Below are 15,026 nucleotides of genomic sequence, written 5' to 3'. Positions count from 1 at the left end.
ACATGGGCGCTGCCAGCTGGATCGACGACACCCGCACCTCCTACGACACGGTGGCGACCAGCTACGCCGACCTGCTGCGCGACGCCCTCGCCGGGGAACCGTTCCAGCGCGGAATCCTCGGGCTGTTCGCCGAACTGGTGCGCGCGCAGGGGAGCGGGCCGGTCGCCGACATGGGCTGCGGACCGGGCCGGATCACCGCCCACCTGCACGGCCTCGGCCTGGACGCGTTCGGCGTCGACCTGTCACCCGCGATGATCGAGGTCGCCCGGCGGGACCACCCGAACCTGCGCTTCGAGGTGGGCTCGATGACCCGACTCGACCTCGCCGACGCGTCGCTGACCGGTCTGCTCGCCTGGTTCTCGCTGATCCACGTGCCGGACGAGGACGTGCCCGGGGTGCTCGCCGGGTTCCACCGGGCGCTGCGGCCCGGCGGGGTCGTCCTGCTCGGCTTCTTCGCCGGCGAGGGCAGCCGGCTCAAGACCCAGGGGTACGGCGGACACCCGATGCGCGTCCACGTGCACCGCCGCCCGCCGCAGCGGATCGCGGCCTGGCTGGACGCCGCCGGTTTCACCGTCGACGCCGAGATGACCCACCGTCCCGCCCCGGATGTCGAGGGCGGGTTCGTGTTCGCGCACCGGTGAGGGCGGTAGCGTGCCGTGGTGCTCGACTACTACCAGCTCCTGGCCCGGGCTGACGGCGTACCGCTCGGACTGCTGGTCGAGGAGTTCGAGCTGGCCGGCGACCTGTCCGCGACGCGGCTGCGCAGCGCCGGCTGGACGCCGTCCGACGGCGGCTGGTGGAGTTCCCGCGCCTTCGCCCGCGCGCTGCGCGCCCGGCCGGACGTCCGCGCCCGGGTCCGCGCGGTGACCCGCTCCGACGCCGAGGACACGTACGCCCGGCTCGGCGGCGGGGCGCTGCCGGACGAGGACACGCTGCGCGACCGGTTCCACGACGACCTCCCGCTGGCGGTCGCGGAGCCGTTGCGGCTGGGCGCCGGCCCGGCCGTGCACCGGGTGCTGTTCGCCGGCGACCTCGACACCGGACGGCTGGCCGCTCTGGTGGCGTCGCTACCCGCCGACGGCGTCGCCGGCCCAGGACCGGCCGGATCCGGCGTGGTCGCCACCGGGCGAGCATCTGACGCCGCCCGTTGGGAGGTGCGGCGCGTCGGCGGCGGGGTGGCGTGGTGCGTCGACGTGACGGCCGGCCGGGGGAGCGGCGCGCACCTGCGGACGCTGCTGGGGGCGGTCACCACCGTGGGACGCCGGCACGGCCTGATCCCGACGACGATCGAGCGCCTCGGCTGAGCGTCCCGTCCGCGCGGTGCAGCGCGGGTCTCGCCCGAACCACACGTCGCCGCGGCGTTCCTGACCGCCGGTCAGCCGCCGAAGTCCACGCCGGCGAGCGACACCGACCGGTGGGCCGCCAGGCGTTCGGCCTGCTCGACGACGGCGCGGCGCCGGCTCTCGGACAGCTTCTGCCAGGGCTCGACGGACACCCGGAACGTGCGGCCGGACTTGCGGGGACGCCAGGTGCCGACCAGCTCGCCGTCGACCAGGACGGCGCCGGGGCGGCCCAGCACCGGCCACAACTCCTTGGCCCGCGCCGCGTCCGGCGCCACTGTCGCCCGGTCCTTGGCCTGGAGGAACAGGTCGAACGGCCCGAGCAGGCGGGTCGCGGTCACGTCGGCCGAGGTCAGCGCCGCCTCGTCGGCGGCCAGGAGCCACCGCTTCTCACCGTCGACGGTCACCTCGACCGCGTCCTGCGGCCAGCGTGCCTTCACGTCCTTGACCGGGGCGTCGAGGTAGTCGGCAACGTGCTTGGGCGTGGCCGGCCCCAGCAACCGAAGGTAGGCGCGGACGAGGTCGAACCGCCCGCCCGGGTCGCGGGGTGTGAGGTCGGGGATGCGTTGCAGGACCGGCGGCGACGTGTCCAGCCGCAGCTCCAGCCCGGCCCGGACGGCGGCCAACCGGAACGGCATCTCATAGAGGTGCGTCGTGTCGCACGGGCGGCAGAACCGCAGGTAGGGCTCGGGCAGCAGCTCGGCCAGCCGGCCGGAGACCTCGCCCTTGACGGTCGGCGCGGTGACGACCTCCCGCATCCGCGCGGCCACCTCGTCGAGCGCGGCCAGGTTGCCGATGCCGGCCGCCTTCAGCGGCTTGGACGCGTCGTAGATGCGCTTGCCCGCGTCGGCGTCCGAGAACGGCTCGACCGCCGACGCCACCGCGCCGACGTCGGCGCGCCGATAGAGGTGAGGAGCACCGCGCACGGTCCACAGCAACACGAGGTCGTCACTGGACAACGCGGTCACGTCGACCCCGCGCAGGGCCAGCGCCCACCGGCCGCCGTCGGGGCCGGTGTCCTGTACGCCGAGGTCGAGCACGGCGGTGTCGGCGAGCGCGCCCCGCTCCCGCTCGAGCTGCTGGGCACGGACGCGGAAACTCATCACCTGACGCCGGTCGACCACCGGACCAGCCTAGGCGGCGACACCGACACTTTCCGCGCGTCGCGGCCGGTGCGCTGCCGCCGTCAGCGCGCGCCGCGCGGCACGGATGCCGGGCGGGCCGCCCGGCCGCCGTCACCCGACCGCTTGAGCAGGAACACCCCGCCCGCGAGGAACACGGCGCTGAGCACGATGCCGACGAGGTTGCCGTCGGCGAGGCTGGAGAAGGCACCGAGAATGCCCAGGATGACGGCCACCCCACCGACGAGCCGCATGACGTAACGGCCGACGGAACGACCCCGCGAATCCACCATGGACGTTCGCCTACCCGTCGCTTCACCACCGTAAACGCCGTCACCGGGCGCGTCGCAGCACCGTCAGCACGGTCGGGCCGACCGGCTCGACCAGCGTGAACCGGAAGTCGCCGTGGGTGCCGGTGGCGAACAGCCGCTCGCCCGCCCCGGCGACGGTCGGGAAGGTGATGAGCCGGTACTCGTCCACCAGATCGGCCCGGGCCAGCGCGTGCACCAGGCTCAGGCTGCCGATCACCACGACGTCCCGCCGCGTGCGCTCCTCGCCGGCCCAGGCCACCGCGTCGCCGGTGATCGCCGCCGAGTTCGACCACGCGGTCACGTCGACGCCGGCCCGGGTCGCCACCCGCTTGGGCGTCGCGTTCATCAGCCGGGCCCAGTCGCCGTCGCGGCCCGGCCAGAGGCCCGCGAAGTGCTCCCAGGTCCGCCGCCCGTAGAGCTGGACCCCGTGGTCCATCCGCTCCCCGAGACGGAACTTGTCGTCGCTGACCGGGCCCGGCCCGTAGCGGAACGCCCAGCCGCCGTGGTCGGTCCCCGCGCGCCCGTCGGGGTCGGAGACCACGCCGTCCAGCGTGGCGAACTGAATGACGATCACGTCGCCCATGGTGGGCTCCCTCCGGAGGTGGCGGCGCCGGTTCGGCCGCCCTCACCCCCCACATACCGGTGCGGCGGGCAGAACTCATCGCGGCCCGCGCGTACCCTCGCCCGGGTGGTCGGGGAGACGACGCAGGACCGCAACCGGTACGAGGCCTTTCGCGGCGACCTGCTGGCGCACTGCTACCGGATGCTCGGCTCGGTCGAGGAGGCCGAAGACCTGGTGCAGGAGACGCTGCTCCGGGCCTGGCGGGCGGCCGACCGGTACGACCCGCAGCGGGCATCCGTGCGTACCTGGCTGCACCGGATCGCCACCAACGCGTGTCTGAGCGCGCTCGACGGCCGGTCCCGGCGGCCCTTGCCGAGCGGTCTGGGCCTGCCCGGGGACGACCCGCAGGCCCCGCTGACGCCGAGCCGGCACGTGTCCTGGCTGCAACCGTTCCCGGACATCCGGCTCGGTGACCCGGCGGACGCCGCCGAGCAGCGGGCCGGCCTGCGGCTGGCGCTGGTCGCCGCGCTCCAACTCCTGCCGGCCCGGCAACGTGCGGTGCTGCTGCTGCGCGAGGTGCTGCAACTGCCCGCCGCAGAGGTGGCGCGGGCCCTGGGCAGCAGCGTCGCCGCGGTGAACAGCAGCCTGCAACGGGCCCGGGCGGGCATCCGGGCGGCCGGGCCGGTGCTGGAGGACCTGCGCGAGCCGACCGACCCCGACGAGCAGGCCGTGGTCGAGCGCTACCTGGCCGCGTTCGAGGCGGCCGACGTGCCCGGCCTGACCCGGCTGCTCGCCGACGACGTGGTGCTGGAGATGCCCCCGGTCGCGCTCTGGCTGCGCGGGCGGGCGCACTACCGGGCGTTCATGGAGCGGGTCTTCGCCATGCGCGGCACAGGCTGGCGGCTGCGGCCCGTCCAGGCCAACGGAAGCCCGGCCCTGGCGGCGTATGCCCCGCACGCCGACGGGCTGCGGGCGCACTCGCTCCAGGTGCTCGACGCGCGGGGCGGCCGGGTCCGACACTGCGTGACGTTCGCCGACCCGGCCGTGTTCGACCTGTTCGGCCTCCCACGCATGCTGGAGCCGGCCGCCGGCTCATGACAATTGTCGAGGCCGACCGCGTATCGCCGGCCCTGCCCGCGCTGCGGCCGCCGCCTGGCGTCGGCGTGCCGAGCGCCGTCTGCCGCCGGGGTGGTACGCCACCGGCGGTGCTCGGGCAGGATGGTGGCGTGGACGCCTGGGAGACGATCGACGAGCACATCGTGCAGCAGCGGATCATTCTCGCCGTGCGGGCGATCCGGGAGGCCGAGCACTGCGGTATCCCGCAGGCTCTCGACCTCTACCACGAGCGGTACGCCCACCTACGCCGGACCAGAGCGAACGACTTCACGGTGCCGGAGGAACGGTACTGGGACGGCGTGTACACCTGACCGCCGTTCGCGGGGAGCGCGCCGGGTCAGCCGTCGGTGAGGAGTTGGTCGCGGACCTCGCGGCGCAGGATCTTGCCGATCTGCGAGCGGGGCAGGTCCTCCACCACCACGACCCGGCGGGGCACCTTGTAGCCGGCCAGGTGGGTGCGGCAGGCGGTCCGGATCGCCTCCGGAGTGCCACCCACGGAGGCGTCGAGCACCACCGCCGCGACGACCTCCTCGCCGTCGGCGGTGGGCAGGCCCACGGCGGCGGCCTCGCGGACGCCGGGGATGCGGCGCAACGCCTCCTCCACCTCGGACGGGTAGACGTTGAAGCCGCCGGTGATGATCAATTCCTTGATCCGGTCGACCACGGTGACGAAGCCGTCGGCGTCCATGGTGACGATGTCGCCGGTGCGCAACCACCCGCCGGGCAGCAGCACCTTCGCCGTCTCCTCGGGCCGGTTCCAGTAGCCGGCGAACACCTGCGGACCCCGGACCAGCAGCTCCCCGGCCTCGCCGGGGGCGCGGTCGCGGGCCGGGTCCTCGGGGTCGACGATGCGGACGTCGGTGGAGGGGAACGGCACCCCGACCGTGCCCGGCCGACGGGTCGGCGCGACCGGGTTGCCGAGCGTGATCGGGGAGGTCTCGGTCATCCCGTATCCCTCGACCAGCAGGCCGCCGGTCACCTGCTCCCACAGGTCCACAGTGGCCGGTGGCAGCGCCATCGCGCCGGAGATGGCGTACCGGATCGAGGTGAGGTCGACGCCACGCTCGCGGGCGGCGGTGGCCAGCCGCGCGTAGACCGGCGGCACGGCGGGCAGGAACGTCGGCGGGCGTCGGCGGGCCGCGTCGAGCACCTGGTCGGCGTCGAAGCGGGGGAACAGCACGAGTGTCGCCCCGATGCCGACGGCGAAGGTGAGGCAGAGCGTCAGGCCGTAGGCGTGGAACAGCGGCAGCACCGCGTAGACGGTCTCCGCGCCGTCGCGCAGGCCGGGCACCCAGGCCCGCCCCTGGGCGGCGTTGGCGCGCAGGTTGCGGTGGGTCAGCACGGCGCCCTTGGGCACGCCGGTGGTTCCGCCGGTGTACTGGAGCAGCGCCACGTCGCCGGCCTCCGGGCCGGGGTGCGCGGGCGGCAGCGGCCCGGCGGCGGCGACCAGCTCCGACCAGGCCGCCGCGCCGGGCGCGGGGGCGGTCATCGCCGCGCGGGCGGCGCGGACCTTGGGCAGCGGCAGCCGCAGCGCCCACCGCTTGAGCCGGGGCAGCGCCGAGGTCAGGTCGACCGCGACGACGGTACGCACGGCACCCCGTCCCGCCACCAGCGGCGCGACCTTGTCCCAGACGACGGCCACCCGGGCGCCGTGGTCGGTGAGTTGCCGGTCCAGCTCGTCGGCGGTGTAGAGCGGGTTGTGCTCGACGACCACCGCGCCCAGGCGCAGCACCGCGTAGAAGGCGACCACGTGCTGCGGGCAGTTCGGCAGCACCAGGGCGACCCGGTCACCGGGGCCGACGCCGAGCCGGCGCAGCGCCTCGGCGGCGCGGGCGACCTGGTCGGCCAGTTCGGTGAAGGTGGTGGTGGCGCCGTAGAAGTCCAGCGCCACCCGGGGCCCGAAGCGACGGGCCGCGTCGGTGAGCAGGTCGACCAGCGAGCCGTCCGGCTCCGGGACCTCGGCCGGCACGCCCGGCGCGTAGCTGCGGGTCCAGGGTCGCCGGTCGGTCGCGTCCATCGCCGTCTCTCCTCGCTGCGCGGATGACCGGCCCAGCCTAACTTAACCAGCCGGTAACCTACGCTGACGTAGGTTGCCGGGTTGGTCACACCGGCCTCAACGGCGGCTCGTCGAGTGGTGACTCACCACCCGCCGGGTCTTCACGATCGCGAAGATGATGACCGCGGCGAGCGCGATCACGCCGATGATGACGAGCCACCGGACCGCCTCCAGCAGCAGCCCGAGCAGGATGAGCACACCGGCGACCACGCCGACCACCCAGAGCAACGCGCGCATGTTCCAGCCTCCCGTCGTACGGTGGGCCGTGCGCTTTCCCGCTGCGCGGGCGGCCATGCCGCCGCGCCCGGGATCACCGCCGGGCGACGTAGACGGTGTTCGCCGCCTCCCGGCCCTGCAACGGGTTGGGGAACCGGACGACGTGCGCCACCGAGGTCGGGAACACCTCGGTCAGGGTGCGCTGGAACGCCGGGTCGGGCGGGTCGTTCGACCAGAGCGCGAAGACGCCCTCCGGGTGCAGCAGCGCGGCCAGCCGGCGCAGCCCCTCGGTCGTGTAGAACGGCGCGTGGCTGGGGTGCAGCACCTGGCGGGGGGAGTGGTCCACGTCCAGCAGCACGGCGTGGAAGCGCCGCCCGGGCTCGTCCGGGTCGAGGCCGCCGCCGGCGACCGCGGCGAAGAAGTCCGCCCGGACGAACCGGGTACGCGGGTCCGCGGCCAGACCGGCGGCGAACGGCAGCAGGTCCCGGCGGTGCCAGTCGATCACGTCCTCGATCGCCTCGACCACCAGCATCGAGCGCACCCGCGGGTCCTCCAGCGCGGTACGCGCGGTGTAGCCGAGGCCGAGCCCGCCGACCACCACGTCGAGCGCCTCGCCGGTGAGCGGGGCCAGCCCCAGCCGGGCCAGCTCGATCTCGGCGACCGGGAACGCGCTGGACATGAGGTACTCGTCGTCGAGCTTGACCTCGTACACCTCGGCGTCCAGCGCCGGGTCACGGCGCCGGCGCAGACTGATCGCCCCGATCGGCGTCTCCCGCCAGGCCAGTTCCTCGAAGCGCGCGCCCACCCGGTGTCCTCTCCGCCGTTCCGTCACCGGATGTTACCGGTCGACCCGGGCCCGGCCCGCGGGAACGACCGCTGCGGCGCCTCAGTCGGCGGGACGGGTCGCCACCACCACGGTGTCCAACGCGTCCACGCTGCCGCCGTCGCTGGTCGGCACCGGCCGGCGGGCCGTCTCGGCGCGCTGGATACGCAGCCCGGCCAGCCCGTCGACCACCGCCTCCGGGGTGAGCAGCACGCTCGCGTCCTGGGGGCCACCGGTGCCGCCGGAGAGGTTGGCCAGGTCGTGGCCGACCACCACGAGCGTGCCGCCGGGGCGCAGCGCCGACCGCGCGGCGCCGAGCACGCGCGCGAAGTCGGCGGCGGGCAGGTGCAGGTAGCTGATCAGCACCAGGTCGTAGCTGTTCGGCACCGGCCGGTACGCGGTCACGTCGGCGACCCGCCAGTCGACCGAGACGCCCCGCGCGGCGGCCAGCTCGCGCCCGCGGTCGATGGCCACGGTCGAGAAGTCCACCGCGTTGACCCGCCAGCCCTGACCGGCCAGCCAGACCGCGTTGCGCCCCTCGCCGGCGGCGACGTCCAGCGCCGCGCCGGGTGTCAGACCGGCGACCGCCTCGACCACGAACCGGTTGGGCTCAGCGCTCCACACCAGTCCGGACGCGTTGGCGTAGCGGTCGTCCCAGGCGCTGCTGTCCACTGTGTCCCCTCCTTCGGCGGCCCCACACCACCACGGTGACCGTACCGGCAGCGGCAAGCGCTCCCGCCGCGAGTCCCCACGCCGGGGGAAGCTGCTGCGCCAGGACGAAGACGCCCATCACCACGACGAACCAGCCGAACGACTTGCGCAGCACGTCGGCCGGGATCCGGCCGGCGAGCCGTCCACCGAGAAGGCTGCCGACGATCGCGGCGGCGGTGACGGCGGCGGCCAGACCCCAGTCGATCTGCACACTGGAGAGGTAGCCGGCCAGGCCGGCGAAGGACTTCATCGCGATGACCACCAGCGACGTGCCGACCGCGACCGGCATCGGCAGGCCGCCGAGCAGGGCCAGGGCGGGCACCACCAGGAAGCCGCCGCCGGCGCCGACCAGGCCGGTGACCAGACCGACCACCACACCGTCGAGGACCACCCGCAGCACCGGCAGCTCGTGCGGCGTCGGCCGCCCCTCGGCGGAGCGCCGACCGCGGATCATCGCCGCCGCCGTGGCGAGCATCATCAGCGCGAACGCGGTGAGCAGGACGCTCGCCGGGATGAACTCGGCCAGCCGACCGCCGGCGTACGCGCCGGTCATGCCGGCCAGACCGAAGATCAGCCCGGTGCGCCAGCGCACCCGGTGGGCGCGGGCGTGCGGCAGCACACCGACCGCGCTGGTTGCCCCCACGACGAGCAGCGAGGTGGCGATGGCCTCCTTGGGCGGCAGGTCGGCGACGTAGACCAGCAGCGGCACGGCGAGGATCGACCCGCCGCCGCCGAGGAGACCGAGGCTCACCCCGATCAGCACCGCGCCCGCCACGGTCAGCACCAGCGCGGCGCTCACGACCGCCGCCCGGCGTCGCTCAGCTGACCGACGACGCTGTCCAGGTCGCAGCTGGCGCCCCGGTTGTACGGCAGCTTGCTGAGCAGCATGCCCATCGCGCAGGTGTTCGAGACGGCCGCGAAGGTCAGGCCCGCGCCGATGAAGCCGGCGACCCACTTGAGGCCCGGTACGAAGACCGAGGCGACGACGCTGGCCAGCACGATCGAACCGGCGACGAGGCGGACCTGGCGCTCCAGGTCCCAGCGCGGCCGGCCCTGGTTGACCGGGGCGTTCGCGGCCTGCCAGGCCAGCATGCCGCCGTCGAGGACCTTGAGGTTGGGCAGGCCGACGGTGGCGAGCGCCTGTTCCGCCTGGGTGGCGCGGGCGCCGGACCGGCAGATCAGCACCACGTCCTCGTCCAGGTGGTTGCGCAGTTCCTCGCGGTGCTCCTTGAGCAGGTCCAACGGCACGTTGTAGGCGCCGGGGACGTGCGCGGCCTCGAATTCGCCGGGGGTGCGGACGTCCAGCAGCCGGGGCGCGCGCCCGGCGGCGATCAGCTCGCGCAGGGTGACCGCGTCGACGGTCGAGGGGGTCGTGGTGGTCATGTTCTTCTCCTTCGTGGGCAGGGGTCATCGCCGGCCGACGCGAGCGCGCCGGCCGGGTGCGGGTGGGGAGGGTCAGGTGGTGGGCGCCATCCGGACGCCGGCCGCCTCGGCCTGGCCGAACATGTCGTCGATCAGCACGACGTCGCGGCCGGAGTTGGCCAGCAGGGAGGCGGCGGCGGTGGCCCGGTAGCCGGAGCCGCAGTGCACCCAGACCGTGCCGGCGGGCACGTCGGCGAGCCGCGTCGGCAGGTCGGGCAGCGGGACGTGCACCGCCCCGTCGACGTGCCCGGCCTTCCACTCGTTGGTCATCCGGACGTCGAGGACGACCTGCGGGGCGGGCAGGCCGGCCGGGGCGTTCCCGGCCTGCGCGGCGGCCAGCGCGCCGAAGTCGGCCACGGCCAGCTCGCGCAGCTCCGACCGGTCGGTGGCCCACCGCTCGGGCTCGCCGGTGGCCTGCGCGGCCGGCCGGTCGATGCCGATGCGGACCAGCTCCCGCTGGGCGTCGGCGACCTGGTCCGGCGTCTCGGCCAGGAGAGTGATCGGCACGCCCCAGTCGATCAGCCAGCCGAGCCAGGTCGACATCGGCCCGTCCAGGCCGAGGCTGACGGTGCCGGCCAGGTGCGAGGCCGCGTACGCCTTGCGGTGTCGCAGGTCGACCACCCACTCGCCGGCGGCGATCCGGCGGCGCAGCTCGTCGGCGTCGGCGCGGGCGACCGGGGTGAGGTCGACCGGCGCCGGCCCGGCGGCGTTGGCCACGCCCATGTGGGCGTAGTACGCCGGGTAGGCGTCCAGGCCGGCGAGCGTCTCGGTGACGAACCGGTCGGCGGCCAGCCGCAGCACCGGGTTGGCCTCCTTCTCCCGGCCGATGGTCGACTCCGGGGCGTCGGCCTGGCTGGCCGAGCAGAAGCTGCCGAAGCCGTGCGTCGGCCACACCTGCGCACCGTCGGGCAGCAGGTCGGCCAGCTTGCGGGCGGAGGCGTGCTGGTGGTGGGCCAGCTCGTGCGCGTGCTGCTGGCCGAGCAGGTCGGTACGCCCGGTGGTGCCGAACAGCAGCGACCCGCCGGTGAACACGCCGACCGGGGTCCAGCCGCCGTCGCCGGCCTCGTCGAGCGCGTACGAGAGGTGGTGGAAGGTGTGGCCGGGCGTGCCGACCACCCGCAGCCGCAGGGCGTCGGACACCGGCACCTCGTCGCCGTCGGCCACCGGCATCCGGTCGAAGCCGACCTCGTCGGCGGCGGCCACCAGGTAGTGGGCGCCGGTGATCCGGGCCAGCTCCAACCCGCCGGACACGTAGTCGTTGTGGATGTGGGTCTCCACCACGTGGGTGATCCGCACCCCCTTGGCTCCGGCCAGGTGCAGGACGCGGTCGATGTCCCGCTGCGGGTCGACCACGATCGCCACCCGGCCGTCCGAGGCCAGGTAGCTGCGGTCGCCGAGCGAGGACGTGGCGATGACGGACACCTCGACAGTCACGTGCCGTTCTCCTCTCGTTGTCACCCATACCCCCGGGGGTATGCGTGGGGCAGACTCCGGCCCGGGTCTCCGGGCACGGGGTTACCCGCCCGGGCCGCGATCACGCGGCCCGGTGCGGGCGTCTTTCGGCGCTAGGCCAGGGAGAGGAAGAGCTTCTCCAGCTCCTCCTCGGTCATCTCCGGCTCCTCGCCCGCCTGGCGGGCGGTGCCGCAGTGGCGCATGCCGGAAGCGATGATCTTGAAGCCGGCGCGGTCGATCGCCTTGGACACCGCGGCGAGCTGGGTCAGCGCCGCGCGGCAGTCCTCGCCGTTCTCCATCATCTCGATCACGGCGTTGAGCTGCCCCCGGGCCCGCTTGAGTCGGGTCAGCGCGTCGCCGGTCATCTCGGGTCGAAGCTTCACGTCACCACCTCCTGTCCTCGACTATACCCCAGGGGGTACCGGGGCTGCCACCTTCCCGCGCCACGCGACCCCCGTCTGCTGCGTCGCGCCGCTGTTGATCGTGTGGCCACCACCCGTCACTCGGCCACCGGGACACCGTGGGCGCCTCACGCCGCAGGAGGCGCCCACCACGTTCCGCCCGCCGCCCGCCGCCCGCCGCCCGCCGCCCGCGTGCCGCGTGGCGCCCCGCGCCGCGCCCGTTCCCGCGCCGCGTCGATCTTGGAGTTATGGTTCCAATTTTGCACTTATTTACGTGGTTTGCCGGGTGCCACAACTCCAAGATCGATGGAATGGGTGCGGCAAGGTCGCGGCGTCGGGGCTGCGCGCCCTGGACGCCGCGGATGGGGAAGGGGGTTTCGCCCGGCGGGAGCCACCCCGTGAGAGGAACACCATGGGTGTCTCGCGGCCCGGGAAACACCCACCACGTTCCACTCGTCGGCCTTCAACCCCGTCGGTGGAACCCCATGGGTGTGTTCGGGTCTCCGCGACCACGCGGGCGACAACCTCCGTCAATGGCACCGGGGGCTCACACCCCACCGCCCGTCCACCCGGCCCGCCGTTCGGGCCCACCTTCAGCGCTGTCCCGGGCCGCCGCACTTCAGTGGCTGGGTCCGGGTGGGCCCGATCCCGCCACTTCGGCGAGGTTGCGCCGGCCAGCCGGCCAGCCGGGCCAGCCGGCCAGCCGGGCCAGCCGGGCCAGCCGGGCCAGCCGGGCCGGCCGGACCAAGCCGGGCTGGCCGGGCGGCGCGCGGCGGTTGGGGGACACGCAGGGTCGCCGGGGGATCGACGCAGCGCTTATCCTGTGCGCCGACGATCCCGGCGGAGGGGAATCGATGGCGTCGCGGCAGGACCAGCTGCACTCGTACCAGTTCGCCGTCCAGCGGGCGGTCGCCGCGCTGGTCATGCGGGAGACCGACCCGGCCCGGTCGCCGTTTCGCCGGTTGGCCGGCGCCGGGCTGGCCAGTGTGCTGGTGGCGGCGATCGCGCTCGGCGGGGTGGCGCTCTACGGCCTGTTCACCGGCGGGGGCAGCGCCTGGCGGGACACCGCGGCGGTGATCGTGGAGAAGGAGTCCGGCGCCCGGTTCGTCTACCGGGAGGAGAAGCTGCACCCGGTCCTCAACTACGCCTCGGCCCTGCTGATCATCGGGGCGGAGCGGCCGAAGACCGTGCTGGTCACCCGCCGGGCCATCGAGGGGGTGCCGCGCGGCCTGCCGCTCGGCATCGCCGACGCCCCGGACTCGCTGCCCGCCGCCGGCCGGCTGGTCCGTGACGGCTGGACGCTCTGCTCGTCGGTGACCGTCGAGGCGGGGCGGGCCGAGGCCCGCTCGACGTTGCTGATCGGCCGGGACGCCCCCGGTGGGCGGCCGCTCGGCGACCAGGGTCTGCTCGTCCGCCACCCGGACGGCGGCCTGCACCTGATCTGGCACGACCGGCGCTACCTGCTGCGGGACACCGACCGGGTGCTGGCCGCGCTGGCCGCCACGCGGGAACGGGCCGTTCCGGTCGCGGCGCCGCTGCTCAACACCGTACCGGCCGGCGCCGACCTGGTCCCGCCCCCGGTGGGCGACCTGGGCGCCCCGTCCGAGGGGGTCGACGGCGCCGAGGTGGGCGACGTCTACCTGGTCCGCAACTCCGGCGGCGGCCGGCAGTACGCGGTGGCCGGGCGCGGCGGACTGGCCGGCATCACCGAGTTGCAGGCCGCGCTGCTGCTGGCCCGCACCGGCCAGGGCGAGCCGGAGCCGATCACGTTGGGCCGGTTCGCCGCGCTGCCCAAACTGCCCGACCTGGTGCCCACCGGTCCGGCCGCGCCGCCCGCCGTGCCGCCCCGGCTGGCCATGTCCGAGGGCGGCGCGCTCTGCGCCCGGGCCGGCGACGACACCGGCGTACGCGAGATGCGCCTCGGCGCCACCGCGCCGGACCCGGCCGCCGCCGCGCGGACCGCCGGTGGCCGCAACGGGCTCGCCGACCAGGTCGTGGTGGAACCGGGACGCGGCGCGCTGGTGGAGGCGGCGGCCGCGCCGGGCGCGACCGGCGGCACGGTCTGCGTGGTGACCGACCTGGGCCGGCGGTACGCGCTGACCGGCGCCGACGTGCCGGGCATGCTCGGCTATGCCGGGGTGCGCCCGGTGCGGCTGCCGGCGAGCCTGGTCGACCTGCTGCCGGCGGGCAGCCCGCTGGACCCGGAGGCGGCCCGCGCGGTGGCCACGCCGGCGTGACCGGTCCCGCGACTCAGGCGGGGCGGCGCAACATGGTCACCGCGAACTCGGCGTCGTCGCGCCAGGGACGCAGGTCCCAGGTGGCGAAGCGGTGTTCCAGGCGCAGCCCGGCGGCCACCGCGTCGGCGTCCAGGTCGGCGACCGGGTAACCCCGGTCGGTGCCGAACCCGACCACCACCACGCCGTCCGGGCGCACGTGGGCGGCGATCCGGGCCAGCACGGCGGGCTCGGTGCCGGGGGCGACGAACGTCATCACGTTGCCGGCGACCACGGCCGCGTCGAACGGCTCGGGTTCGCCCTGCCCGGGCAGGTCCAGCTCGGCCAGGTCGGCGACCAGGAAGCGGGGGCCGGGGTGGTCGGCGCGGGCCGCCTCGACCAGCGTCGGGTCGGCGTCCACCCCGACGAGGGTGTGTCCCCGGGCGGCCAGCGCGGCGGCGACCCGGCCGGTGCCGCAGCCGGCGTCGAGGATCCGCGACCCCGGCGGCACGAGCGCGTCCACCATCCGGGCCTCACCGGCCAGGTCCGCCCCCTCGGCGGCGAGGCGGCGGAACCGGTCGACGTACCACTGCGAGTGGCCGGGCTTGGTGTCGGTCACCCAGCGGGTCGGCTTGGCCATGACCTCACGGTAACTGATCTTGTTCAGGTCAGCGCGAGGAACACCCCGGCGGCCAGTGGCGCGCCGAGCGCGGTGCCGGCCAGGACCTGCGGCCAGGTGTGGTCGCGCAGCCGCACCCGGGACCAGCCGACGGCCGCCACCAGCGGCCAGCCGAGCTGCGCCACCGGCCCGAACAGCAGCGCCAGCACGGCCACCGTGGCGCCGGCCACCGCGGCGTGGATGCTCAGCTTCCACCTGTGGTTGACCAGCGTGCACGCCGCGCCGACCACGAAGATGACCACGATCACCGCGAAGAGTTCGGCCGGCGCGCGCAGCGCCGCCAGCAGGAGCAGCCCGACCGCCACCGAGGCCAGGCCGAGGGACAGCGGACGGGCCCGCTGCCGGTGGTCGCCGACGTGCCGATCGGTGAGCCGGCCCCGGCGGACGCCGTGCAGGATCACGCCGACCGGGACGACCGCGCAGAACAGCAGCGCGGTGCCGCCCCAGAGCAGCAGGTGCGCGGGGGAGCGGCTGACCCGGGCGGCGGCGACCAGCGGCAGCGCGGTGACCAGGACGCCCGGTGCGAGCACCTCGGTGAGCAGCCGGGCCAGCCGCGCGCCGGCCGGACGCTCCCGTGGTGATCGCACCGGGTCATCCTGGCAT

The 15,026-nt window shown here is 75.1% G+C and carries 19 protein-coding genes; 5 read left to right on the top strand and 14 right to left on the bottom strand.

The window, feature by feature from the left end:
* Positions 1-2 precede the first annotated feature (2 nt).
* Complete coding sequence (locus CO540_RS06675; protein ID WP_099161357.1) at positions 3-641, top strand: class I SAM-dependent methyltransferase; 639 nt, start codon at positions 3-5, stop codon at positions 639-641.
* A gap of 18 nt (positions 642-659) precedes the next feature.
* On the top strand, positions 660-1,304 hold the full coding sequence (locus tag CO540_RS06670; RefSeq protein WP_157779064.1) for a hypothetical protein: 645 nt from the start codon (positions 660-662) through the stop codon (positions 1,302-1,304).
* Between the two features lie 71 nt (positions 1,305-1,375).
* Here CO540_RS06670 and CO540_RS06665 read toward each other — a convergent pair whose 3' ends face one another.
* From CO540_RS06665 to CO540_RS06655, 3 genes are all read right to left on the bottom strand, one after another.
* A complete protein-coding gene (locus CO540_RS06665; RefSeq protein ID WP_216642340.1) occupies positions 1,376-2,464 on the bottom strand; it encodes a winged helix DNA-binding domain-containing protein in 1,089 nt (362 codons plus the stop codon).
* Between the two features lie 62 nt (positions 2,465-2,526).
* Positions 2,527-2,715, bottom strand: a complete 189-nt coding sequence (locus tag CO540_RS06660) for a hypothetical protein (protein WP_099161355.1) — start codon at positions 2,713-2,715, stop codon at positions 2,527-2,529.
* A gap of 79 nt (positions 2,716-2,794) precedes the next feature.
* On the bottom strand, positions 2,795-3,355 hold the full coding sequence (locus CO540_RS06655) for a dihydrofolate reductase family protein (RefSeq protein ID WP_099161354.1): 561 nt from the start codon (positions 3,353-3,355) through the stop codon (positions 2,795-2,797).
* A 105-nt stretch (positions 3,356-3,460) separates the two neighbouring features.
* On the opposite strand from CO540_RS06655, the gene CO540_RS06650 reads away from it, so the two are divergent.
* Positions 3,461-4,432 carry an RNA polymerase subunit sigma-70 gene (locus CO540_RS06650; protein ID WP_099161353.1) on the top strand — a complete coding sequence of 324 codons (972 nt, stop codon included), beginning with the start codon at positions 3,461-3,463 and terminating at the stop codon, positions 4,430-4,432.
* 128 nt (positions 4,433-4,560) lie between these two features.
* Complete coding sequence (locus CO540_RS06645) at positions 4,561-4,761, top strand: hypothetical protein (protein WP_099164619.1); 201 nt, start codon at positions 4,561-4,563, stop codon at positions 4,759-4,761.
* Between the two features lie 26 nt (positions 4,762-4,787).
* Here CO540_RS06645 and CO540_RS06640 read toward each other — a convergent pair whose 3' ends face one another.
* From CO540_RS06640 to CO540_RS30110, 9 genes are all read right to left on the bottom strand, one after another.
* Positions 4,788-6,467 (bottom strand): long-chain-fatty-acid--CoA ligase, encoded by a 1,680-nt coding sequence (locus tag CO540_RS06640; RefSeq protein WP_099161352.1) that lies wholly within the window; start codon positions 6,465-6,467, stop codon positions 4,788-4,790.
* A 96-nt stretch (positions 6,468-6,563) separates the two neighbouring features.
* Positions 6,564-6,743 carry a hypothetical protein gene (locus CO540_RS06635; protein WP_099161351.1) on the bottom strand — a complete coding sequence of 60 codons (180 nt, stop codon included), beginning with the start codon at positions 6,741-6,743 and terminating at the stop codon, positions 6,564-6,566.
* Between the two features lie 73 nt (positions 6,744-6,816).
* Positions 6,817-7,527 (bottom strand): spermidine synthase, encoded by a 711-nt coding sequence (locus CO540_RS06630; RefSeq protein ID WP_099161350.1) that lies wholly within the window; start codon positions 7,525-7,527, stop codon positions 6,817-6,819.
* An 81-nt stretch (positions 7,528-7,608) separates the two neighbouring features.
* Positions 7,609-8,217, bottom strand: a complete 609-nt coding sequence (locus CO540_RS06625; protein WP_099161349.1) for a class I SAM-dependent methyltransferase — start codon at positions 8,215-8,217, stop codon at positions 7,609-7,611.
* Positions 8,156-9,055 carry a sulfite exporter TauE/SafE family protein gene (locus CO540_RS06620; protein WP_099161348.1) on the bottom strand — a complete coding sequence of 300 codons (900 nt, stop codon included), beginning with the start codon at positions 9,053-9,055 and terminating at the stop codon, positions 8,156-8,158. The genes CO540_RS06625 and CO540_RS06620 overlap by 62 nt, the downstream gene beginning before the upstream one ends.
* Complete coding sequence (locus CO540_RS06615; protein ID WP_099161347.1) at positions 9,052-9,639, bottom strand: rhodanese-like domain-containing protein; 588 nt, start codon at positions 9,637-9,639, stop codon at positions 9,052-9,054. The genes CO540_RS06620 and CO540_RS06615 overlap by 4 nt, the downstream gene beginning before the upstream one ends.
* A 72-nt stretch (positions 9,640-9,711) precedes the next feature.
* Entirely contained in the window at positions 9,712-11,112 is a 1,401-nt protein-coding gene (locus tag CO540_RS06610) for an MBL fold metallo-hydrolase (RefSeq protein ID WP_099161346.1), read from the bottom strand.
* A gap of 131 nt (positions 11,113-11,243) precedes the next feature.
* The gene (locus CO540_RS06605; RefSeq protein WP_091064957.1) at positions 11,244-11,513 is read right to left on the bottom strand and encodes a metal-sensitive transcriptional regulator; all 270 of its coding nucleotides are present in this window, start codon (positions 11,511-11,513) and stop codon (positions 11,244-11,246) included.
* A gap of 637 nt (positions 11,514-12,150) precedes the next feature.
* Complete coding sequence (locus CO540_RS30110) at positions 12,151-12,318, bottom strand: hypothetical protein (RefSeq protein ID WP_157779063.1); 168 nt, start codon at positions 12,316-12,318, stop codon at positions 12,151-12,153.
* 67 nt (positions 12,319-12,385) lie between these two features.
* Here CO540_RS30110 and eccB point away from each other — a divergent pair, with 67 nt between their 5' ends.
* On the top strand, positions 12,386-13,768 hold the full coding sequence (eccB, locus tag CO540_RS06600; protein ID WP_099161345.1) for a type VII secretion protein EccB: 1,383 nt from the start codon (positions 12,386-12,388) through the stop codon (positions 13,766-13,768).
* Positions 13,769-13,781: 13 nt separating this feature from the next.
* Here the strand turns inward: eccB and CO540_RS06595 are convergent, their stop codons facing one another.
* Both CO540_RS06595 and CO540_RS06590 read right to left on the bottom strand, forming a co-directional pair.
* The gene (locus CO540_RS06595; RefSeq protein WP_099161344.1) at positions 13,782-14,384 is read right to left on the bottom strand and encodes a bifunctional 2-polyprenyl-6-hydroxyphenol methylase/3-demethylubiquinol 3-O-methyltransferase UbiG; all 603 of its coding nucleotides are present in this window, start codon (positions 14,382-14,384) and stop codon (positions 13,782-13,784) included.
* A 23-nt stretch (positions 14,385-14,407) separates the two neighbouring features.
* Positions 14,408-15,010: a phosphatase PAP2 family protein gene (locus CO540_RS06590; protein WP_099161343.1), complete on the bottom strand. Its 603-nt coding sequence runs from the start codon at positions 15,008-15,010 to the stop codon at positions 14,408-14,410.
* Positions 15,011-15,026 lie beyond the last annotated feature (16 nt).

Source organism: Micromonospora sp. WMMA2032, assembly GCF_002688545.1.
GTDB lineage: Bacteria > Actinomycetota > Actinomycetes > Mycobacteriales > Micromonosporaceae > Micromonospora > Micromonospora sediminicola.
The sequence above is the reverse complement of the archived record's forward strand: the minus strand, read 5'-3'. Positions and strand labels throughout refer to the sequence as shown.

Bases quoted from the DNA above. Each gene is read 5' to 3' on its own strand.
- CO540_RS06675 (WP_099161357.1), top strand. From the start codon at position 3: ATGGGCGCTGCCAGCTGGATCGACGACACCCGCACCTCCTACGACACG.
- CO540_RS06660 (WP_099161355.1), bottom strand. From the start codon at position 2,715: ATGCGGCTCGTCGGTGGGGTGGCCGTCATCCTGGGCATTCTCGGTGCC.
- CO540_RS06655 (WP_099161354.1), bottom strand. From the start codon at position 3,355: ATGGGCGACGTGATCGTCATTCAGTTCGCCACGCTGGACGGCGTGGTC.
- CO540_RS06640 (WP_099161352.1), bottom strand. From the start codon at position 6,467: ATGGACGCGACCGACCGGCGACCCTGGACCCGCAGCTACGCGCCGGGC.
- CO540_RS06635 (WP_099161351.1), bottom strand. From the start codon at position 6,743: ATGCGCGCGTTGCTCTGGGTGGTCGGCGTGGTCGCCGGTGTGCTCATC.
- CO540_RS06615 (WP_099161347.1), bottom strand. From the start codon at position 9,639: ATGACCACCACGACCCCCTCGACCGTCGACGCGGTCACCCTGCGCGAG.
- eccB (WP_099161345.1), top strand. From the start codon at position 12,386: ATGGCGTCGCGGCAGGACCAGCTGCACTCGTACCAGTTCGCCGTCCAG.
- CO540_RS06595 (WP_099161344.1), bottom strand. From the start codon at position 14,384: ATGGCCAAGCCGACCCGCTGGGTGACCGACACCAAGCCCGGCCACTCG.